A 19,772-nucleotide genomic window follows, 5' to 3' on the forward strand; every position below is an offset into this window, starting at 1 on the left:
CGGCGGGCCGGCGCAGTCGCGCCAGGGCTCCGCGGGGGGCCACCGGGCCGGCGCGGGCGCTCGCGGCCCGGGCCGACCTGCGCGACCGGGCCGGCGGGCCGCTGGGCACGGTCACCGCCGCGCAGCCGGTCGACCCGGCCTTCGTGGCGCGCCTCGCGGCCGTGACGGGAGTGGCGGTCACCCTGCTCGACGACGCCGTGGCGCCCGTCCGGCTCGCCCACAGCACCGAGTCGACCGGCGTACGCGACGCCGTGCTCGCCGCCGCCGGCACGCTCAGGGGCGAGCGGGTCACCGAGACCCCCGACGGCCGGTACGTCCGCCGGGTCGGCCCGTCCGCCGGGCAGCCCCTGCCGCTGGTGCTCTCGGTCCCCAGCGAACGGCCGCGGGGCCTGTACGTCGCGCTGTGGTCGGCGGTGCTGGTGGCGGCCATGCTGGCCGTGGTGGCCGCGTGGCGGCTGGCCCGGGTGACCACCCGCCCCCTGGTCGAGCTGGCGGGCGCGGTGGACCGGGTGGCGCGCGGCGACCTGACCGCCCGGGTGCCGGTGCGCAGCCGGGACGAGATCGGCCGGCTGGCCGGCGCGTTCAACCGAATGACCCGCGAGACGGGCACCTACGTGGCGGCGCTGACCAGCAGCCGCGACCAGTTGCGCGGGCACCTCGCGGTGCTGGGGGACACCCTGGCCAGCACGCACGACCTGCAACGCATCCTGCGGGTGATCCTGCACAGCGCGATCGCGGCGACCGGCGCCCGGGCCGGGGCCGTGCTGCTGGTCGACGACGGCGGGGTGCTCGTCGCGCAGTGCACCGAGGGGCTGGACGGGGGCGCTCCGGCGGACGAACGGTCGGGGCCGTTGCGGGTGCCGCTGGGCAGCGGCGTGGTGGGCGCCGTCGCGGCGACCGGGGAGCCGCGCCGGGGCCGGGTGGAGCCCTCCGCCGCGCCGCCGGGGGAGCCGCGCTGCCACACGTACATCGCGGTGCCGTTCGCCGCCCCCGGCACGGCGGGCCCGCCCGACGCCACCGCCCGCGACGGGCCGGCCGGCCGCCCCGGGTCGGAGCCGGCCGCCCCGGCCGGGGCGCTCGGCGTGCTGGCCCTCTACGACCGGCTCGGCGCGGACGAGTTCGACGACGACGACCTCGTCACCCTGCGCACCTTCGCCGGCCACGCCGCGGTGGCGGTGGACAACGTCCGGGTGCACGAGGAGGCGCAGCGGCTCTCGCTGACCGACCCGCTCACCGGGCTGTGGAACTACCGCTACCTGCGCGAGTCGATCCGCCGGGAGGTCGAGCGGGCGAGCCGGTTCGGCCGGATGCTCAGCGTCCTCGCCCTCGACCTGGACCGGTTCAAGGCCGTCAACGACACGTACGGGCACGCGGCCGGCGACGCCGTGCTGGCCGAGTTCGCCCGCCGGGTGCGCGGCGAGATCCGCGAGGTCGACCTCGCCTTCCGACAGGGCGGCGAGGAGTTCGTGCTGCTGCTGCCGGAGACCGACGCCCGGGGCGCGGCGATCGTCGCGGAGCGGCTCGGCGCGGCGGTCCGGGACGCCCCGATCGCCGCTGACGGGCACGGCGGGGCGGCCGTGGCCATCGGAGTCACCGTCTCCATCGGCATCGCCGTGCACCCCGACCACGGCGGCACCGGCCAGCAGGTGCTGGACGCCGCCGACGACGCGCTCTACGCCGCCAAGGCGGCCGGCCGGGACACCTGGCGGATCGCCGAGGTGCGGGCCGGGCCCCCGGCGCGGGAGATCCCCGTCCCGGCCGCGGCGGTCACCCCCGAGGACGGGCTGCCGCGCGCCGGCGCTCCCCGCCAGCCGGTCCGGACCCGTCCCGAACCGGGCGACCCGGCCGACGCCGTCCCGGGGAGCGCGCCGGCCGGACCCGACCCGGTGCGGCCGGGTCCCTGCGGCGGCGCGTCTTCCGGTCCTCACCCTCCACGACAGAGCCGTGGCCGATAGTCTCGCGACATGTCGGAGCACTCAGCGAACCCCTCAACGGCGACCGCCGCAACCGGTCGCTCCCGCGCGGTCAAGGCCGTCATCCCGGCCGCCGGTCTGGCCACCCGGTTCCTGCCGGCCACGAAGGCGGTGCCCAAGGAGCTGCTCCCGGTGGTCGACCGCCCGGTGCTGCAGTACATCGTCGAGGAGGCCACCCATGCCGGCATCGGTGACGTGCTGTTGATCACCGGGCGGGGCAAGACGTCGATGGTGGACCACTTCGACCGCCGCCCCGACCTGGAGGCGCGGCTGGAGGCGAAGGGCGACGCCGAGCGGCTGGCCGCCGTGCGCGGCCCCAGCGAGCTGGCCGAGATCTACACCTGCCGGCAGCCCGAGCAGCTCGGCCTGGGCCACGCGGTCGGCTACGCCGAGTCGCACGTCGGTGACCAGCCCTTCGCGGTGCTGCTGGGCGACGAGTTCGTCAAGCCGTCCGAGCCGCTGCTGCCGGCCATGCTGGAGCTCCAGGCGCGCACCGGCGGCGTGGTGCTGGCCTTCTTCGAGGTCGACCCGGCCGAGACGAAGCGCTACGGCATCGCCTCGGTGGAGCCGGCGGAGGCGGATCTGACCGACGTCGGGGAGGTCGTCCGGGTCACCGGCATGGTGGAGAAGCCCAAGCCGGAGGACGCGCCGAGCAACCTCGCGGTGCTGGGCCGCTACGTGCTGCCGAGCAGCATCTTCGACGCGATCCGGCGGACGAAGCCGGGCAGCGGCGGGGAGATCCAGCTCACCGACGCGATGGAGCTGCTGCGCAGCGAGGGCACCCCGGTGCACGCGATCGTCTACCGGGGCACCCGCTACGACACCGGCATGCCGCTGGGCTACCTCCAGACCGTCGTGCAGATCGCCGCCGAGCGCGACGACCTCGGCGCCGAGTTCCGCAAGTGGCTGACCGAGTTCGTCAACTCCGACGCGTCGGGCGTGACTGGTACATGACAGCGTCGGCCGACGCCGAGGCGGCCGCGAACGAGTTGACGCCGCTCGCCGACTACCTGGGCAGCGTGCTGCGCAGGTTACGCGCGCTGCCTCCGCTCGACCTCGACCTCACCCAGGCGCACGGCAACGTCCTCGCCGAGGACGTCGTCGCGCCGCACTCCTTCCCGGCCTTCGACCAGGCGGCCGTGGACGGGTACGCGGCCCGCTGGGAGGACATCTCCGGAGGCGGTCGGGGCGTGGGCTACGTCCCGTCCCAGTCCGGCGGGCCGGGCGGGCGCAACGTCCGGCTCAACGTCGTCGGCGACCTCGGCGCGGCGAGCTGGCGGCCGGTCCGGCTCACCCCGGGCGCCTGCTTCTCCGTCGCCGCCGGGGCGCCGCTGCCGCTCGCCGCGGACGTGGTCGTCCCGGTCGAGTGGACCGACCAGGGCATGGCCGCGGTGGAGATCTTCCGCGTCCCCAAACGGGGGTACGGGGTGCGCCGAGCGGGCGAGGAGCTGCCCGCCGGCACCCTGCTGGCCAGGGCCGGCACCTACGTCTCGCCGGCGCTGGTGGCGGTCTTCGCCGCCACCGGCATCGGGCACGTCGTGGTCCGGCCCAGCCCTCGGGTGGTCATCGTGGCCACCGGCGACGAGCTGGTCGACGTGGGCCGGGGCAGCCAGCCCGGCCAGACGGTCGACGCCAACTCGCACGCGCTGACCGCCGCCGCGGCCGAGGTGGGGGCGCTGGCGTACCGGGTGGGCATCTGCGACGACGATCCGGAGGGGCTGCGCGGGTTGCTGGAGGACCAGACGCTGCGCGCCGACCTGATCATCACCACCGGCGGCACCGGCACCGGGCCGGGCGACATGGTGCGGCGGATCCTCTCCCGGCGGGAGGGCAGCCGGGCCGGCCCGGTCACCTTCACCGAGGTCGCGCTCTATCCCGGCACCTCGCTCGGCTTCGGCACGGTCGGCGCCGAGGAGGTGCCGGTGGTCTGCCTGCCCGGCGACACGGGCTCGGCCCTGATCGGCTTCGAGGTGCTGGCCCGCCCGGCGATCAACCTGCTGGCCGGGGCGGAACCGGTGTTCCGGCCCAGCGTCCGCGCACACCTGCTGGAGACGATCTCGTCCCCGGTGGGGCTGCGTGAGTTCCGTCCCGCGCACGTCGCCGAGCGGCGCGGCGGCGGCTACACGGTGCAGCCGCTCAACGGTGGCCCGTACACCCTCTCGGGGTTGGCCGAGGCGAACGGGCTGATGGTGCTCGGCGAGCGGGTGACCACCGCGGCGGCCGGGTCCACGGTGGATGTGCTCCTGCTGGACCGGCGCCGGTGAGCGCGAGGAGTGAGCTTGCGAGCCCCGCAGTCGCGAACGGAAGGTCGGCTCGGTGAGCGCCGCCCGGTCATCGGGTTCTCGGTCGTGAGCGGAAGGTCTGTGCAGTGAGTCTGTTCGGGGTCGGTCGGGCGCCCGGCTGGCCGGCGGTGCTGGCCGACGGGCCGGTGCTGCTGCGGCCCTACCGGCGTTCGGACGCCGGCGCCTGGTCGGAGGTGCGCCGCGCCAACCGGGAGTGGCTCGCGCCGTGGGAGTCGTCCCTGCCGGGGAACTGGCACGAGTCGAACTCGCCGGCCGCGTTCCGCTGGGTGTACCGCGACCAGCGCCGGTCGGCGCGCACCGGCGAGGGGATGCCGTTCGCCGTCTGCCTGCGCGAGGACGGCCGGGAGCGGCTGGTCGGCCATCTCAACGTGGGCAGCATCGTGCGGCGGGCGTTCTGCTCCGGGTACGTGGGCTACTGGGTGGACTCCCGGGTGGCCGGTCGCGGCGTCATCCCCACCGCGCTGGCGCTCGCGGTCGACCACGCGTTCGGCGTGGGTGGGCTGCACCGGGTCGAGGTGAACATCCGCCCCGAGAACCGGCCGTCCCGGCGGGTGGTGGAGAAGCTGGGCTTCCGCGAGGAGGCGTACCACGTGCGCTACATGCACATCGACGGTGCGTGGCGGGACCACATCGGATACGCGATGACCAGTGAGGAGGTCGTCGCCGAGGGTGGGCTGCTGGCCCGCTGGCACCGGATCCGCGCCACCACGGGGTGAGCCGTCCCACGCACGGGATCGGCGCGGCGTGTCAGCATCCGCGTCCACGGCCCGTAACCTCAAGTAACTGCAAGCTGTGGCAAGCGCTGCTCCATCCGTACGATCCGCGCACCCGACCACGATCGGTGGAAGATCCTGCGGTCGGACGGCGGTTGCTCCGAATTCGGTGACGGGAGGGGTGAGGGTGCCGACCTCGGTGCTCCTCGCCGTCCTCGCCGCCGCCGGTCTGCTCGCCCTCGCCCCGGCGCTGGTTCGCCGGTACGACGCCACCGAGCGGCTGGTGGCGGAGCGGGCGCAGTCGACGGCGCGGGTGCTCCAGCGCCGCCGGCGGCGCCGCACTGTGCCGGGGCGCCGCCCGGTGCACCCGCCTCGGAGCCTCGTCATCACCCTAAGCGAGGACGCGAACACGGGCGGCCTCTCCGCGCCGGTCTCCGCGCCCCCCGCCGCGCGCCGGTCGAAGCGGCTGCGCGCCGTGCCGCCCGCCGCCAGGAAGGGCCGGCGTCGGCCGCCGCCCCGCCGGCAGCACGCCCCCGCCGTCTACCGGCGCCGCCGGGTGCTCGCCGCGCTGCTGCTGCTGAACTTCGTCGAGCTGATCGGCGTGATCGTGGTCAGTCCCGGCTTCTGGATCAGCTTCGGGGTCACCGCCGCGCTGCTGGTCGCGTACGTCGTACACCTGCGGCGGCTGGCCCTGGCGGATCGCCGGCGGCGGCGGGCGCGGGCCCGGGAGGCGGCGTGGCTGGCCGCCCGGCAGGCCGAGGTGCGGCGGGAACAGGCCCGCCGGGCGGCGGCCCGCCGGGAGGCGCAGCGCCGCCTGGCGGCCCAGCGCGAGGTCGTACGCCGCGCCGCGATGGGCCTGGACCGCCCGGCGGACCTGCCGGCGGCGGCCAACGGCGGCTCCGTCTCCTACCGCCGCTCGGGTGGCCTGCGCGGCCGCCCCTACCAGTCCGGCCGCGGCTCCCACTCGGCCTGACCGGCCGGCGCGCCGCGCTCACCTGCTTCGCGATCTTGGTGTCTGGCGGCCCTCGGAGGGGCGGTTTCGCACCAAGATCCCGCTGTGCGGGGGGTGGATTCGCGGCGGGGGCGGTGAACCTGTTAACCTTGGCGCCGGCCCGCCCGGTGAAAGCCGGGTGGGACCGATGCCGGTCCGCCGGCGGAGGGGTTGTGGCGCAGTCCGGTAGCGCACCTCGTTCGCATCGAGGGGGTCAGGGGTTCGAATCCCCTCAACTCCACCCAGCTCAAGGCCGTTTCCGCTCGTAGGAGACGGCCTTTTTCGATCCTGGCGGCTGCCGCGGGGCGGCAGACGCCCGTCTGCATCGACGGGCGCCTGCGAAACGTCACACCCGTGCCGGGCCCCTGCGCGCCGGGGTCAGGGGGCGCAGGGTCAGCACCTCACCGAGCCCGTCGACGTGGGCGAGGTCGGTGGCGAACGCGTCGCTCAGGGCGCGGCGCAGGTAGTCCAGCACCGCAGGCCCGGGGGTGAGCGGCGCCGATCCGGGGTCGCCGGTGCAGACCAGGTGCACCTCGCGGGCCAGCCGGCCAGAGGTGTTGACGAACCGGCAGAGGTCGTCCCACCGCAGGTACCGCCAGAAGTCGACGCTGACCACCGCGTCGAGGCTGCCCGGTGGGATGGGCGGGTCCATGCCGACCAGGTGGTAGTTGGTGGGGCCGGGCGGGGCGGCGTAGTCGAAGGTCAGCGCGCCGCTCGGCAGGCCGGCCTGTTCGCTGCCGGTGCCCACCCACAGCACGCGGGGGCCGGGCAGGCGGTCGGCGAGTCGGTCGTACGCCGGCCCGATCCGGCACGTCGAGTGCCGTGCGCAGTCCGTGGCCGCGGCGCGGTAGTACACGATGCGCTCCAGCGAGTCGTACACGTCCAGCAGGCCGTAGAACTCCCACTCGATGACGTGGTACTGCCCGGTCAACAGGCCCCGGTTGGCCGCGAAGTCGGTCCAGTTGCGGTCGGTGTTGCGGTGGTGCGGGAGGTGGAAGGCACGGGCCTCGTCGTCGTAGGCGAAGTTCGACCCGGTCACGCCGAGGTGCCGGTGCACCCGGTAGAACAGCTCGATGTCCTCCAGGCCCCAGCGCAGCCCGGAGCGCTCGTCGAACCCGCCGGTCCGGTCGAACAGGTCCCGGGCGAGCGAGATGTTGTGGGTGTAGGCGAGCGCCCAGCCCGCCAGGAGCCAGTCCTGCCCCGGCGGCTCACCGTGCGGGAAGCGCAGGTCCCCGGCCCGGTCCGCGCGGCGGCGGGGGACGTCGGTCAGCTCCCGGTCGTCGAGGGCGGCTGCGACGTGTTCCAGGCTCAGCTCGTCGCGGCGGCCCATCAGCACGGCGGGCCGGCCGGCGACCGCGTGGTGGGCCAGGTGGCGCTCCAGCAGCTGCGGGGCGGCGTACGAGTCGGCGTCGAGGAACAGCAGCAGCGGCGCCCGGGTGCGCCGGACCGCCTCGTTGCGGGCGGCGGAGCGTCCGCGTCGCCTGGGGAACTCCAAGAAGCGGAGGTCGAGCCCGGCGGCCGCCTCGACGGCCTCGGCGTATCCGGCGGGGGAGCCGCCGTCGCGGACCACGACCACCTCGAAGCGCTCGGGGCCCACCGTCTGCCGGGTGAGCGACCGCAGCGTCAGCGCCAGGCACTGCGCGTCCTGGTAGGTGGGTATGACCACGCTCAACTCGACCGCGTCGTCCGTCCGTGCCGCCATCCGACTTCCCTCCGTCATGGTGATCCCCTCGGCCGGGGTGCCGGCACCTGCCGGCACCCCGGCCGCGACATCCGGGCGCCGGTCCGGCCGTCGCCGGGGCGCGCTGGAAGCGTTTCCATCAGTAGATGGGATTATCAGCCAGGGGATAGTGGCGATGCACGATTCCCACTGATGTGGCTCGTACGTGAGCGCGGCGGGTCGGATCAGGCGTAGTAGTTCACGCTCACCGGCCAGGAGCCGGTGTACGGCGTCCAGCCCTGGAGCGTGGCGGGGATGCCCACCCGGGTGTTGCAGTTGATGACCTGGAAGTGCAGGTGCGGGCCGGTGGACGCGCCGGTGCTGCCCGACCAGCCGATGACCCGGCCCTGCGGCACCCAGGTGCCGGCGTTGTAGATCGCCCGGTTCAGGTGCGCGTAGTGGGTGCACTGGCCGTTCGAGTGCCGGATGATCACCTCGATGCCGTTCTGCCAGTACGGCGACCAGTTCGACATGATGATGGTGCCCGCCTGCGAGGCGGAGACCTCGTAGTTCGCCGGCAGGCCGAAGTCCCAGGCGTACTCGTTGTACGGGCCGACGTGCGAGTAGGTGCCCTCCGGGCCCTGGGTCACCAGGTAGGACTCGCCCGCCGGGTACGGCATCTCGTAGTAGTAGTTCGCGGCGGAGGCCGGCGTGGCCCCGACGACCGCGGCCCCGGCAACCACCAGCATGGCGCTCGCGGTCGCGGCGATCCGGCGCAGGACCGTCGTCATTCTGTTCACTGTGGATCTCTTCCTGGTGTGTCGGCAGATATTCAGCCTCGTCGTCGACGGTGCCGGCGTGAGCTAAACAGCGCGCCAGATGTGGATCAATGGATCGCGTGGACGTCTGGGGTGGGATCAGTGGGTCGGCAGGGGTCGCGACGACACGGGGTGACGAACGCGCGGCGCGGCGTCCAGGGAACCCCGTAACGGCCCCGGCGGCCGGATCCGCGACCGTCCCGAGCATCGACGCGCGTGCGGGCGCTCACTACGCTGCCGCCCGTGGAGCGGATGGCGAGCGTGTTCTGGCTGGGCGGCTGCGCGGCGGTGGCCGTCCTCGTCGTGGCGGGCCTCGTCGCGCTGGTGGTGGCGGCCCACCGGCGGGAGCGGGAGCGGCGGGAACACTGGCGGCAGTGGGCCGCCCGGTACGGCTGGACGTTCGTCGAGCGGCCCGAGATCACCTGGACCGACCGGGTGCCGGGCCGGAGCCGGCGGGGCGTGCGGTTCGCGCTGACCGGGACGCTGCACGGCCGTCCCGTCTGCGTGGCCGAGTACGCGTACACCGAGACGCACAGCTCCACCGGCGCGGACGGCAACCAGACGACCAGCTCGCAGACCCACACGTACGTCGTCTGCTCGGTGTGGCTGCGGCGGGCGTTCCCGGCGCTCGCGGTCGGACCGCGACACGCGTTCTCGAAGCTGGGCCGCGCCCTGTTCGGCAGCGACACCTACGCCACCGGGCACGAGGAGTTCGACCGGCAGTGGCGGGTGGCCGCGGCGGCGCCGGGGCAGCAGGCGCTGGTCGGGCCGACCCTGATCGCCGCACACCTGGCGGGGGCGGTGCCGAGCTGGAGCGTGCGGGAGGCGGAACTGATCACGTACCGGCGCGGCCGGCTGGAGGATCCCGCCCTGCTGCCGTCGCTGGTGACCCCGCTGATCACGGTCGCCGACCTGCTGGAGCAGGGGCGCTGACGGGCGGCCGGCCGGAACGGGACGGCCGGCGGAGCGGTGCCGACGGCGTGCGCCCCGCAGCACGGCAGCCGGATCGGCCGGCAAGGGCGCGGGAGGCCGGCCCCGAGGGGACCGGCCTCCCGTCACGATCCGCGGATCACGGCTTCCAGGAGCCGGCCGTCTCGAACCTGTGCCGGTATTCCAGCGCGCCGTTCTTGTCGGCCACGTTGAACACCACCGTGCCGGCCCGCTTGCTGCCCTCGCGCAGGTTGTTGCCGGAGCCGAGCGTGTCGCCGCAGCCGGAGAGCGCGCTCGCCAGGCCGTTGGCCGTGGTGCCGTTGGCGGCCACCCACTCGAAGTAGAACGGGTTGATGGAGCTCTTGCCCTTGGTCACCGTCGCCGTGACGTGGGCGATCAGGTACATGCCCTTGTCCGGGTCCGGGGCGTACGTCCGGCAGCCCTTGGTCTCCGTGGTGAACCGGGTGACCGTGATCTCGATGGTTCCCTCGTCGTCGGCGACCACCAGGGTGGCGCCGGGCCTCAGGTTGAAGTTCTCGCCGTCCCTCGCCGACGGGGGCGGACCGTCCGGCTGCAGGGTGGGGGTCCCCGGGGCGGGCAGGGCCTTCTCCAGGTCGTTCGCCGCCTTGTTGGCGCCGGCGACGAGCGCGACGATGCCGCCGACGCAGCAGAGCAGGGCCAGCACGGCCACCACGGCCACCACGATCAGGACGGTCTTGTTCTTCTTCGGCGGGGCGACCGGATGCGGCGCACCCAGCGGGTAGCCGGGCCCGGCGGGCGGGTATCCCTGCGGGCCGGGCGGGTAGCCGGGCGTGCCGGACACCGGCGGGTAGGGGGTGCCCGAGGTCGGCTGGTGCGGGGCGGCCCACGGCTCGCCCGGCGCTCCGGAGACCGGCGGCTGCGGCATCCCGGACACCGGGGCCTGCGGCGCTCCGGAGACCGGCGGCTGAGCCCACGGCTCGCCGGGCGCGCCCGACACCGGAGGCTGCGGTGCCCCGGAGACCGGCGGCTGCGGCGCGGCCCACGGGTCGCCGGCCGACTGCTGCGGCGGCACGGGCGGGAGGGGGGCCCACGGGTCGCCCGTGGCCTGCGGGGCGCCGGAGGTCGGCGGCTGGGGCGGGTAGCCGCCCTGTTCGGCGGGGAACTGCGGCATAGGGGCCGTCGGGTACGGCTGCGGCTGCTGCTCCGGGTTCGGCTGGTTCGGATCCTGAGGCCCGTAAGGGGGCGGGGGGTGACTCACCGTACTCCTAGGCACCTGACGACGACGGCAAACGCGGCTGACGCTACCGTGCGCGGACAACGGACCATCTTCGCGTCTCCGGCAGCGCTGCGCTGTCCCCTGTTCGGACTCTTCGCCCGGGTCAACGGGGCAGCAGCACGGCGGCGGTGCGGACCAGGGCGTCGTCGACGCTGAACCGGCCGGTGACCAGCGCGGGCGGCTCGGCCACCGGGGCGGCGTCGCACCGCGCCGGCGCGATGCGGGCGGTGAACGTGCCGGCGTCCGGATCGAGTTCCACCAGGGCGTCGTGGAAGTCCAGCCACGTGCCGACGACCGGGTGCCACACCTTGTAGACCGTCTCCTTGACGCTGAACACCACCGCCGGCCAGGAGGTCCCCGCCGGCAGGCGGGCGCACCGGTCCTCCTCCTCGGGCAGGCAGATCAGCCGGCGTACGCCCGCGTTGAGCTCGCGGTGCCCCTCGGCGTCGATGCCGACCGACCGGACCTCGCCGGCGCGGGCCGCGACCGCCGCGCAGTAGCCGCGGGTGTGCGTGATGGCGCCGACCACGCCCGCCGGCCAGACCGGCGACCGGTCCGCAGCCGTCGGCACCGCGACCGGGGGTACGCCGAGGGCGGCCATCGCCCGGCGGGCGCAGACCCGCCCGGCGGTGAAGTCGCGGCGGCGGCTCTGGACCGCGCGTTCACCCAGGCAGGCCCGTTCGGCCGGCAGCAGCTCGCCCGTCCAGTCCGACGCCCCGGCCACGGCCACCGCCACGGCCGGCGGCAGCAGGTCACGCATCGCCACCCCCCGACAGGTACGACCGCACGCGCGCCCGCTCGGCGTCGAGCGCGTCGGCCGGCACCGGCGGCGACTCCGGCCACAGGTCCAGCACCGGCTCCCCGTGGCGGGCCTCCCAGGTGCCCACGACCCGGCCCCGGTGCACCACCACCGGCGAGATCCACCCGGCGGCCCGGCTGACCGAGGAGCGGCGCTCGGCCGGGACGATCGTGGTGTCCTTCGTGCCCGGCCCGAGCACCCACTGGTCGAACGCGGGGAGCAGGCGTACGGCGTCGTCGGGGCGGGCGGCGGCGATCTCGTCCACGTCGGCGGCCCGGGCGTACGCCGGCCGGTCGCCGACGGTCACCGGCACCAGCTCGCCCGCGTCGACGAGGCGGGCGAACCAGCCGCGCAGCGCGGCCCGCTTCGAGCCGCCCCGGCTCAGCCACTGGTCGAAGGTCTCCGGGCTCGCCGGCCCGTACGCGCCCAGCCAGGCCGGCACCACCCGGGTCGCCGCCTCCGCCGGCTCGGGCAGGCCCGGCCAGCCGGGCAGCAGCGTCTCCGGTCGGGTGAAGGTGACCCGGTTGCCCTCGGCCGGCCCCTGCACCAGCAGGCCCTGCCAGGCCAGCGGCTTGAGCACCGCCCCCCACCCGGAGTCGAGGTGCGCGGCGACCGTCCGGTCCCCGGTGCGTTCGACGATCTCGGCGGTGAGCTGCTCCCGGGTGAGCGTGCGCCCGTCCAGCGCGGCGGCGGCGGCCTCGGCGATCGCCGCCAGCCGGTCGACGGTCACGAAGGCGCGCTGCCACGAGCCCTTCTCCCAGAACCGGCCGGCGGCCAGCAGGGACAGGCAGGCCGGGGCGTCCTCGGCGCGCATCAGGTGCAGGGTGCCGCGCATGGCCCAGGTGCGCACCAGGAGCCGCCCGGCGAGCGCGCCCGCGACCCCGCCGGGCCGGGGGTCGGCCCGCCGCGCGGCGACGGCCTGCTCGGCGGCGGAGGCGACCTGTGCCTGCACCCCGACCAGGCGGCCGACCACGTCGACGGGACGTACGCCCGCCGGCCGGTGCAGCAGGTGTCGACCGGCCCGCCAGGCCAGCACCTGGTCCACGGTCAGCGTCGCGAGGGCCATGGTTGGTGAACGTACCGCAAGGGCGTAACACCGGAGCGTCCTGCGGCGCTGACAGTGCGTCGCCAGGGGACGATGGCGATCCATGGTCGACCACGCCCCCGCCCGGGGCCGGTCGCCAACGTGAACCGGAGAGGGAGCGCGATGACAGGTGGTGCGGAGTCCTCGGCGTCCGGGGCGGACGAGCACGCTCCACTGGCGCCCGGCTGGACCTGCGGCACCTGCGGCGCCGACTGGCCGTGCGCGGTCAAACGGTCCCGCCTGCTCGAGGAGTACCGGGCGGACCGGGCGATGCTCAGCGTGTACCTGGGGGCCTGCCTCGCGGCCGCCGCGCAGGACCTGCCGCCGTCGCCCGGCACGTCCCTCCAGGACCGGTTCATCGGCTGGCTGCCCCGCAACCCCCGGGTGTTCTGACCCGCGTCCGGGGCGACCGGTCGGCCGCCCCGGCACGCCCGGCGGTCAGTACGCGTGGGTCACCGTGAGCGTGATGTTCGTGCAGGAACCCGCCCGGCTGGTCAACGCGCTCTTCTCGGCGCTGTCGACGCTCAACCGCCACCGGGTCTTCACCGCGACCCACTCGCCGACGTACCGGCACTTCTCGTAGGTCGGCATCCAGGTCGCGGGGTCCTGGTCGCCCTTGGCCTGGTTGACGTTGTCGGTCACCGCGACCAGCGACCTGACGTCGCCGAGGTCGTTGGCGAACGCCTGCCGCCGCGACGTGGTCCAGTTCCGGGCGCCCGAGTCCCACGCCTCGGCCAGCGGGACCATGTGGTCGATGTCCAGGTCGGACGGGTTGGTCCAGGAGGCCCCGTCGTAGTAGGAGCGCCAGCGTCCGCCGCTCAGCTGGCAGCCGGAGCCCACCGAGGGGCGGGTGGTGGCCTCGGCGATCAGCACCTCGTAGCGGGTGTTGCAGCCGTCGGAGTCCGCATCCGTCCAGTGCGGGAACAGGTCCCGGGAGTAGCCGGTGCGGCTCTCGGCGGCCACCGGCAGGTCGGCGACGAGGGTGCGCAACGGCACCGAGACGGTGGCCGCGTGGGCGGGGGCGGACAGGCCGAGGGTGGCGGCGGTGACGGTGGCCAGCAGGCCGCCTGCCCAGCGGAGGGTACGGGTCATCGCGAACTCCGTCCGATCGATCGGGGATTGGCCGACAGTGCAACCGGCGCGGGTGCCGAGGGACCGGACCCCGGATGACTGGGGAACCAAATTCATCGATACGTTACGGGAACTCCCCACCGGTGGGAATCCCGTCGGCGGCACAATGCGGGCGACACCGAACCCGATGCGCGCCGCCGATCCGTACCGTTTGCGCAGGATGACGGACCGTAAGATGCCGGATGTAAACCATCCGTACGGAGTGGCATGGGTCGGAAATCTGACCGAAGTCGACCCGTTGTGCCAGTGGTACGGGGTGGTTAAGCTTCTGATGCGCGCCCCAATCGCCCGCTTCCCCCGTGGCAGGCGATCGGGGCGCGCATCTACGTCGAACGGGCCCGCACGCCACCGCGTGCGGGCCCGTTCCCCGTGCGCCCGCCGGTCGCGGCGGGCGCCGTGCCGTCCGTCAGATCCAGCGGCCGTCCAGCCACATCCGCGCCGACCACTCGGCGTACGGCAGCAGCTTCCCGACGAAGATCGGGTGGAAGTACGCGAAGCAGAGCGCGACCAGCAGGACGTACGCCCCGGCGATCACCCCGCCGACCAGCCTGCGCTCCCGGGCCTCGTCCGGCTCGCCGGGCGCGGCGGCGGGGGTGGCGTCGCCCGGCTGCGCGGCGACCGCTCCCGGTGGACCGGCCGGCGTGACGATCGCGCCGAGCACGTAGACCACCGCCAGCACCAGGAACGGCAGGGCCGGCGCCGTGTAGAAGGAGAACATCGTCCGGCCGTCGAGCGCGAACCAGAACCAGGGCAGCAGGCCGGCCGCCACGACGAGCAGGATCGCCCCCGCCCGCCAGTCCCGCCGGGCCAGGCCCAGCCAGGCCAGCGCCACCAGGGCGGGCAGGAACGACCACCAGAGCAGGGGAGTGCCGAGCAGCAGGATCTCGGAGGCGCAGCTCGGCGCTCCGCAGGACCCGGTGCCCGACCAGTAGAAGGCGACCGGGCGGCCGAGCAGCAGCCACTGCCACGGCCACGACTGGTACTTGTGCGGGTCGTCGAGGCCGGTGTGGAAGCCGTACGCGGCCTTGTGGTACTCGATCAGGTTGTTCAGCGCGCCGAACACCGGGGCGTCGCTCAGCGGGGCGTTCGGGTACCGCTCGGCGAGCCGGTAGTAGCCGTCGTCGCCGAGCAGCCAGCCGGACCAGGTGCCGACGTAGGTGACCACGATCAGCACCCCGGCCAGCACCAGCCAGGGCACCTCGTCGAGGAGCGTGTCCCGCCACGGCCGGCGTACGCCGGCGGAGCGGCGGACCCCGACCTCCCAGAGGATCACCAGCAGCGCGAAGACGGGCAGGAAGTAGAGCGCGCTCCACTTGACCGCGCACGCGCAGCCGAACAGGACCCCGGCGGCGAGCCGCCACCACGGCCAGTTCCGCCAGCCGCCCGCCGGCCGCCCGGCCCGCCCGGGCCGGCTCGGGTCCAGACCGGCCTCCAGTGCCCGGGCCCACCGGCGGCGCCGGGCGTCCCGGTCGAGGACCAGGGCGCCGAACGTGGCCAGCACGAAGAAGAGCAGGAAGATGTCGAGCAGCGCGGTGCGGGACAGCACCAGGTGGAAGCCGTCCAGCGCGAGCAGCAGCCCGGCGGCGCAGCCGAGCGCGGTGGAGCGGAACATCCGCCGGCCGACGCGGACCAGCAGCAGCACCGACAGGGTGCCGACGACCGCCGCCGAGAACCGCCAGCCGAACTCCGGCGCGGTCGTCATGAGGTGCCCCGGCACCGAGATGCCGTGCTCGGCGTCCTGATAGCCGAAGGCCCACTCGCCGAGCCCGATGAGCCACTTGCCCAGCGGCGGGTGGACCACGTAGGACGGGCCGCCGTCCTTGAAGTTCCACTCGACGCCCTTGTCGACCAGCCCCCAGGCGTCCCGGGCGTAGTAGGTCTCGTCGAAGATCTTGCCCGGCGGGTGGCTCAGGCCGACGAAGCGCAGGATCGCCGCGATCGCGACGATCACGCCCGTGGCGAGCCAGGAGCGCCCGTCCAGCCGGGCCTCGACGGTGGCCAGCCGCCGCCGGACCACGCCGGGGACCCCGTCGCCGGAAGCCGGGGACGCCCCCTGGGGCGGGCCTCCCGCCGTGGGATCCGGTCCCGCCTGGTCCGCGCTCTGTGCTGTCGACGCACTCGTCACCCGGCGATCGTAGGCTGCGAAGGTGCCCGGTGGCGCCCGTCGTCTCCGATACCGGTAACGCCGTCGATGAAGGAGTTGCATCTCGTGGGTGAAATGTCCGAAACCGGGCGCCTGGTCCTGCTCGGCGCACCGCTCGGCAACCCCGCCGACGCCTCCGCCCGGTTCCGCGAGGTGCTCGCCGCCGCGGACGTGGTGGCCGCCGAGGACACCCGCCGGCTCACCCGGCTGGCCCGGGACCTCGACGTCACCGTCGGCGGCCGGATCGTCTCCTACTTCGAGGGCAACGAGGAGCGGCGCACCCCCGAGCTGGTCGACGTGCTGGCCGCCGGCTACCTGGTCGCCCTGGTCACCGACGGCGGCATGCCGAGCGTCTCCGACCCGGGCTACCGGCTGGTCCGGGCCGCCCTGGACGCCGGCGTGCCGGTCACCGCCGCGCCCGGCCCGAGCGCGGTCACCACCGCCCTGGCGCTCTCCGGCCTGCCCTGCGACCGGTTCTGCTTCGAGGGCTTCCTGCCGCGCACCGGCGGCGCCCGCCGGTCCCGCCTGCGGGCGCTCGCCGCCGAGGAGCGGACGCTGGTCTTCTTCGAGGCGCCGCACCGGATCGCCGCCGCGCTCGCCGACCTGGCCGCCGCGTTCGGCGCCGACCGGCCCGCCGCGCTCTGCCGCGAGCTGACCAAGACGTACGAGGAGATCGTCCGCCGCCCGCTCGGCGAGCTGGCCGACTGGGCGGCCGAGGGGGAGCCGCGCGGCGAGATCACCCTCGTGGTGGCCGGCGCGCCCGAGTCGGCCGCCGAGCGGCCCGACGACGACACGCTGCGGGCCGCCGTCGCCGCCCGGGAGGCCGCCGGGCTGTCCCGCCGGGACGCGATCACCGAGGTCGCCACGGAGTACGGCCTGCGCCGCCGCGACGTCTACGCCGTCGTGCACGCCTGACCCCGAGCGGGAATCGACGCGGCCTGGCCGGGCACCCGACGGCCTGGCCGGGCACCCCGACAGCACCCTGCCGGGGTTTCACCAGGCGGCGACGAGGAAGCCGGCGGTGATCACCAGCGGGCCGGCCAGCGCGCCGGTCACCGCCCAGCGGCGGGCGCGGGGGTCGGCGAGCCGGGTCGACCCCGTCCACCGGGCGATCCCGGCGGCGCAGCCCAGCACCACCAGCAGGCCGAGCAGCCAGCGCAGGTGCGCGGCTGGGCCGGTGTCCGCGTACGCGGTGCCGCCGTCCGGGCCGGTCATCCGCGCCGGCAGCCTCGTGCCGGTCGCGGTGCGTTCCGCGGTCACCCCGCCCACCCGCACGCCGTGCGCGGTCCACGTCTCGTCGGCGGCGGTGAAGTTGCCCCGGCAGCGCTGCGTGAGCCCGCCCCCGGTGCAGTCGGCGATCACCACGGTGCCCCGCGTGGCGTGCCCCACCGCCAGCCAGAACGGGCCGGCGCTGACCCAGGCGAAGAACGCCGCGACCAGGCTCAACGCCAGCAGCGCGGCCAGCCCCGGCAGCGGATCGGGCGGACGCGGGGTGCGCGGGGCCCGCCGCCGCGCGGCATCGTCCCGGGTCGAGCGCTGCCGCTCGTGCGGCGGCTCCTCCCGGATCGGCGTGCCGTCCCAGTGCACCAGCTCGATCGGCGGCCAGTACGCGCCGTCGTCGCCGTCGGGCACGCCCCCGCCGCCGTCGCCGTCCGGCGTGCGCCCGCCGCCGTTTCGGTCGGGCGTGCCGACGGCGGGGGAAGGTCCCCGGCGGGGCCAGCGGTTCGGCTGCCGGACGGGGACCCGGCGCGGCACGGCGTCGACCGGCGCCCCGGTCGTGGGCTCCAGCTCGACGGCGGGCGCGGGGGCCGGCGGGGCCGCCACCGGCCCGGCGGCCTCGGCGGGCGGTTCCGGCGGCGATTCCGGGGGCGCGGCGGCCGGGACCACCCGGGGATGCGGCGCGACCGTGCCACGCGGCGCCCTCGCCCCACCGCCGTCCGCCTCGCCGGTGGGACGGTCGTCACGATCCCGGGCCGCTCGTCTGCCAGTCACGACGTTCATTGCACCCCGCCACCCCGACGTCGGCCCGCAGCTCAAGCCGCGTGTCGGCGACAAATCGGGCAGCGAGCGGACCCGGTCCGGCCGGACCGCCGACCCGCGGGCCCTATTGGTTCGCGGTCACCGCGAGCGGGTCACTAGGCTTGCTGGTCATGAGTCACGTTCTCGCGGCGGTCGCCTGGCCGTACGCCAACGGCCCGCGCCACATCGGCCACGTCTCCGGTTTCGGCGTTCCCTCCGACGTCTTCAGCCGGTACATGCGGATGGCCGGGCACGACGTGCTCATGGTGTCGGGCACCGACGAGCACGGCACCCCCATCCAGGTGCAGGCGGACGCCGACGGGGTCACCCCGCGCGAGCTGGCCGACCGCTACAACCGGGTGATCGTGGAGGACCTGCACGGCCTCGGGCTCTCCTACGACCTGTTCACCCGCACCACCACCCGCAACCACTACACGGTGGTGCAGGAGCTGTTCGAGGGGATGCACCGCAACGGCTACATCGTCCCGAAGACCACCATGGGGGCGATCTCCCCGTCCACCGGAAGGACGCTGCCCGACCGCTACATCGAGGGCACCTGCCCGATCTGCGGCTACGACAGCGCCCGCGGCGACCAGTGCGACAACTGCGGCAACCAGCTCGACCCGATCGACCTGATCGACCCGAAGTCGCGGATCAACGGGGAGACCCCGAAGTTCGTCGAGACCGAGCACTTCTTCCTCGACCTGCCCGCCCTGGCCGACGTGCTGCGGCAGTGGCTCGACACCCGCGAGGGCTGGCGGCCCAACGTGCTGCGCTTCTCGAGGAACCTGCTCGACGACCTCCAGCCCCGGGCCATCACCCGCGACCTGGAGTGGGGCGTGCCGATCCCGCTCGACGGCTGGCGGGACCGCCCCGACAAGCGCATCTACGTCTGGTTCGACGCGGTGATCGGCTACCTGTCCGCCTCGATCGAGTGGGCCCGCCGCTCCGGCGACCCCGAGGCGTGGCGCAGGTGGTGGTCCGCCGACGGCGTCGGCGGTGACGCCCGCGGCTACTACTTCATGGGCAAGGACAACATCGTCTTCCACTCGGTGATCTGGCCGGCGCTGCTCTCCGGGTACTCGGGCGAGGGCAGCCGGGACGGCGAGCCGGGCGGGCTGGGCCGGCTCAACCTGCCCACCGAGGTGGTCTCCAGCGAATACCTGACCATGGAGGGGAAGAAGTTCTCCTCCTCCCGCCGGGTCGTCATCTACGTCCGGGACTTCCTGGAGCGCTACGACGCCGACGCGCTGCGCTACTTCATCGCCGCGGCCGGCCCGGAGAGCAACGACACCGACTTCACCTGGGCCGAGTTCCTGCGCCGCAACAACGACGAGCTGGTGGCCGGCTGGGGCAACCTGGTCAACCGGTCCGTCTCCATGGCGGCGAAGAACTTCGGCGCGATCCCGCCGGTCGACCCGGCCGGCCTCACCGAGGCCGACGAGGCGCTGCTCGCGGTCGCCCGGGCCGGCTTCGCCACCGTCGGCGACCTGATCGCCCGGCACCGCCAGAAGCAGGCCATCGGCGAGGCGATGAGGGTGGTCGCCGAGGCCAACCGGTACCTCTCCGAGCAGGCGCCGTGGAAGCTCAAGGGCGAGGACGACAAGCCGCGGATGGGCACCATCCTGCACGTCGCCCTCCAGGTGGTCAGCGACGCCAACACCCTGCTCACCCCGTTCCTGCCGCACTCCGCGCAGAAGGTGCACGAGCTGCTCGGCGGCACCGGCGTGCACGCCCCGATGCCGGTCATCGAGGAGGTCGAGGACCTCGACGGCGGGCCCGCGTACCCGGTGCTGACCGGCGACTACACCGTCGGCGCGCGCTGGGAGTCCGTGCCGCTGGAGGCCGGCCGGCCGCTGGCCGCCCCGAAGCCGGTCTTCCGCAAGCTCGACCCGTCGATCGTCGACGAGGAACTGGCCCGCCTGGCCGACTGACGGCCGCCTCGCGTAC

General features: G+C 74.9%; 17 protein-coding genes and 1 tRNA gene. 10 read left to right on the forward strand and 8 right to left on the reverse strand.

Annotation, left to right across the window (positions count from 1 at the left end; translation table 11 throughout):
* From AB0G08_RS08800 to AB0G08_RS08825, 6 genes are all read left to right on the forward strand, one after another.
* Positions 1-1,955 (forward strand): diguanylate cyclase (locus AB0G08_RS08800; protein WP_358085159.1); only part of this gene is annotated, 1,955 nt, incomplete at its 5' end.
* 9 nt (positions 1,956-1,964) lie between these two features.
* Positions 1,965-2,927, forward strand: coding sequence for a UTP--glucose-1-phosphate uridylyltransferase (locus AB0G08_RS08805; protein ID WP_358085162.1), 963 nt, complete (start codon positions 1,965-1,967; stop codon positions 2,925-2,927).
* A complete protein-coding gene (gene glp / locus AB0G08_RS08810) occupies positions 2,924-4,237 on the forward strand; it encodes a gephyrin-like molybdotransferase Glp (RefSeq protein ID WP_357870214.1) in 1,314 nt (437 codons plus the stop codon). The genes AB0G08_RS08805 and glp overlap by 4 nt, the downstream gene beginning before the upstream one ends.
* Positions 4,238-4,341: 104 nt before the next feature.
* On the forward strand, positions 4,342-4,992 hold the full coding sequence (locus tag AB0G08_RS08815; RefSeq protein WP_358085165.1) for a GNAT family protein: 651 nt from the start codon (positions 4,342-4,344) through the stop codon (positions 4,990-4,992).
* 178 nt (positions 4,993-5,170) lie between these two features.
* Entirely contained in the window at positions 5,171-5,962 is a 792-nt protein-coding gene (locus AB0G08_RS08820) for a hypothetical protein (protein WP_357870209.1), read from the forward strand.
* Between the two features lie 185 nt (positions 5,963-6,147).
* Positions 6,148-6,221 (forward strand) — tRNA-Ala (locus AB0G08_RS08825).
* A 105-nt stretch (positions 6,222-6,326) separates the two neighbouring features.
* Here the strand turns inward: AB0G08_RS08825 and AB0G08_RS08830 are convergent.
* Entirely contained in the window at positions 6,327-7,682 is a 1,356-nt protein-coding gene (locus AB0G08_RS08830) for a glycosyltransferase (protein ID WP_358085168.1), read from the reverse strand.
* Between the two features lie 203 nt (positions 7,683-7,885).
* On the reverse strand, positions 7,886-8,431 hold the full coding sequence (locus AB0G08_RS08835) for a M23 family metallopeptidase (protein WP_358085171.1): 546 nt from the start codon (positions 8,429-8,431) through the stop codon (positions 7,886-7,888).
* A 243-nt stretch (positions 8,432-8,674) separates the two neighbouring features.
* Between AB0G08_RS08835 and AB0G08_RS08840 the strand changes: the two genes are divergently transcribed.
* A complete protein-coding gene (locus AB0G08_RS08840) occupies positions 8,675-9,391 on the forward strand; it encodes a hypothetical protein (protein WP_358085174.1) in 717 nt (238 codons plus the stop codon).
* Between the two features lie 136 nt (positions 9,392-9,527).
* On the opposite strand, the gene AB0G08_RS08845 is transcribed toward AB0G08_RS08840, so the two are convergent.
* From AB0G08_RS08845 to AB0G08_RS08855, 3 genes are all read right to left on the reverse strand, one after another.
* Positions 9,528-10,541 (reverse strand): hypothetical protein, encoded by a 1,014-nt coding sequence (locus AB0G08_RS08845; RefSeq protein ID WP_358085177.1) that lies wholly within the window; start codon positions 10,539-10,541, stop codon positions 9,528-9,530.
* A 208-nt stretch (positions 10,542-10,749) separates the two neighbouring features.
* Entirely contained in the window at positions 10,750-11,406 is a 657-nt protein-coding gene (locus AB0G08_RS08850) for a 4'-phosphopantetheinyl transferase superfamily protein (RefSeq protein WP_358085180.1), read from the reverse strand.
* On the reverse strand, positions 11,399-12,511 hold the full coding sequence (locus tag AB0G08_RS08855) for a crosslink repair DNA glycosylase YcaQ family protein (RefSeq protein ID WP_358085183.1): 1,113 nt from the start codon (positions 12,509-12,511) through the stop codon (positions 11,399-11,401). The genes AB0G08_RS08850 and AB0G08_RS08855 overlap by 8 nt, the downstream gene beginning before the upstream one ends.
* 141 nt (positions 12,512-12,652) lie before the next feature.
* Between AB0G08_RS08855 and AB0G08_RS08860 the strand changes: the two genes are divergently transcribed.
* Complete coding sequence (locus AB0G08_RS08860) at positions 12,653-12,922, forward strand: hypothetical protein (RefSeq protein WP_358085186.1); 270 nt, start codon at positions 12,653-12,655, stop codon at positions 12,920-12,922.
* 45 nt (positions 12,923-12,967) lie between these two features.
* On the opposite strand, the gene AB0G08_RS08865 is transcribed toward AB0G08_RS08860, so the two are convergent.
* The gene (locus AB0G08_RS08865; protein ID WP_358085189.1) at positions 12,968-13,621 is read right to left on the reverse strand and encodes an HNH endonuclease family protein; all 654 of its coding nucleotides are present in this window, start codon (positions 13,619-13,621) and stop codon (positions 12,968-12,970) included.
* Between the two features lie 445 nt (positions 13,622-14,066).
* A complete protein-coding gene (locus AB0G08_RS08870; protein WP_358085193.1) occupies positions 14,067-15,785 on the reverse strand; it encodes a phospholipid carrier-dependent glycosyltransferase in 1,719 nt (572 codons plus the stop codon).
* An 84-nt stretch (positions 15,786-15,869) separates the two neighbouring features.
* On the opposite strand from AB0G08_RS08870, the gene rsmI reads away from it, so the two are divergent.
* Positions 15,870-16,718, forward strand: coding sequence for a 16S rRNA (cytidine(1402)-2'-O)-methyltransferase (rsmI, locus tag AB0G08_RS08875; protein WP_358085195.1), 849 nt, complete (start codon positions 15,870-15,872; stop codon positions 16,716-16,718).
* A gap of 78 nt (positions 16,719-16,796) precedes the next feature.
* Here the strand turns inward: rsmI and AB0G08_RS08880 are convergent, their stop codons facing one another.
* Positions 16,797-17,795 carry a hypothetical protein gene (locus AB0G08_RS08880; protein ID WP_358085198.1) on the reverse strand — a complete coding sequence of 333 codons (999 nt, stop codon included), beginning with the start codon at positions 17,793-17,795 and terminating at the stop codon, positions 16,797-16,799.
* 158 nt (positions 17,796-17,953) lie between these two features.
* On the opposite strand from AB0G08_RS08880, the gene metG reads away from it, so the two are divergent.
* Positions 17,954-19,756 carry a methionine--tRNA ligase gene (metG, locus tag AB0G08_RS08885; protein WP_358085201.1) on the forward strand — a complete coding sequence of 601 codons (1,803 nt, stop codon included), beginning with the start codon at positions 17,954-17,956 and terminating at the stop codon, positions 19,754-19,756.
* Positions 19,757-19,772 lie beyond the last annotated feature (16 nt).

It is taken from the genome of Micromonospora sp. NPDC023644 (genome assembly GCF_040640115.1).
Classification (GTDB): domain Bacteria; phylum Actinomycetota; class Actinomycetes; order Mycobacteriales; family Micromonosporaceae; genus Micromonospora.

Bases quoted from the DNA above. Each gene is read 5' to 3' on its own strand.
- AB0G08_RS08805 (WP_358085162.1), top strand. From the start codon at position 1,965: ATGTCGGAGCACTCAGCGAACCCCTCAACGGCGACCGCCGCAACCGGT.
- glp (WP_357870214.1), top strand. From the start codon at position 2,924: ATGACAGCGTCGGCCGACGCCGAGGCGGCCGCGAACGAGTTGACGCCG.
- AB0G08_RS08830 (WP_358085168.1), bottom strand. From the start codon at position 7,682: ATGGCGGCACGGACGGACGACGCGGTCGAGTTGAGCGTGGTCATACCC.
- AB0G08_RS08835 (WP_358085171.1), bottom strand. From the start codon at position 8,431: ATGACGACGGTCCTGCGCCGGATCGCCGCGACCGCGAGCGCCATGCTG.
- AB0G08_RS08845 (WP_358085177.1), bottom strand. From the start codon at position 10,541: ATGCCGCAGTTCCCCGCCGAACAGGGCGGCTACCCGCCCCAGCCGCCG.
- AB0G08_RS08850 (WP_358085180.1), bottom strand. From the start codon at position 11,406: ATGCGTGACCTGCTGCCGCCGGCCGTGGCGGTGGCCGTGGCCGGGGCG.
- AB0G08_RS08855 (WP_358085183.1), bottom strand. From the start codon at position 12,511: ATGGCCCTCGCGACGCTGACCGTGGACCAGGTGCTGGCCTGGCGGGCC.
- AB0G08_RS08860 (WP_358085186.1), top strand. From the start codon at position 12,653: ATGACAGGTGGTGCGGAGTCCTCGGCGTCCGGGGCGGACGAGCACGCT.
- AB0G08_RS08865 (WP_358085189.1), bottom strand. From the start codon at position 13,621: ATGACCCGTACCCTCCGCTGGGCAGGCGGCCTGCTGGCCACCGTCACC.
- metG (WP_358085201.1), top strand. From the start codon at position 17,954: ATGAGTCACGTTCTCGCGGCGGTCGCCTGGCCGTACGCCAACGGCCCG.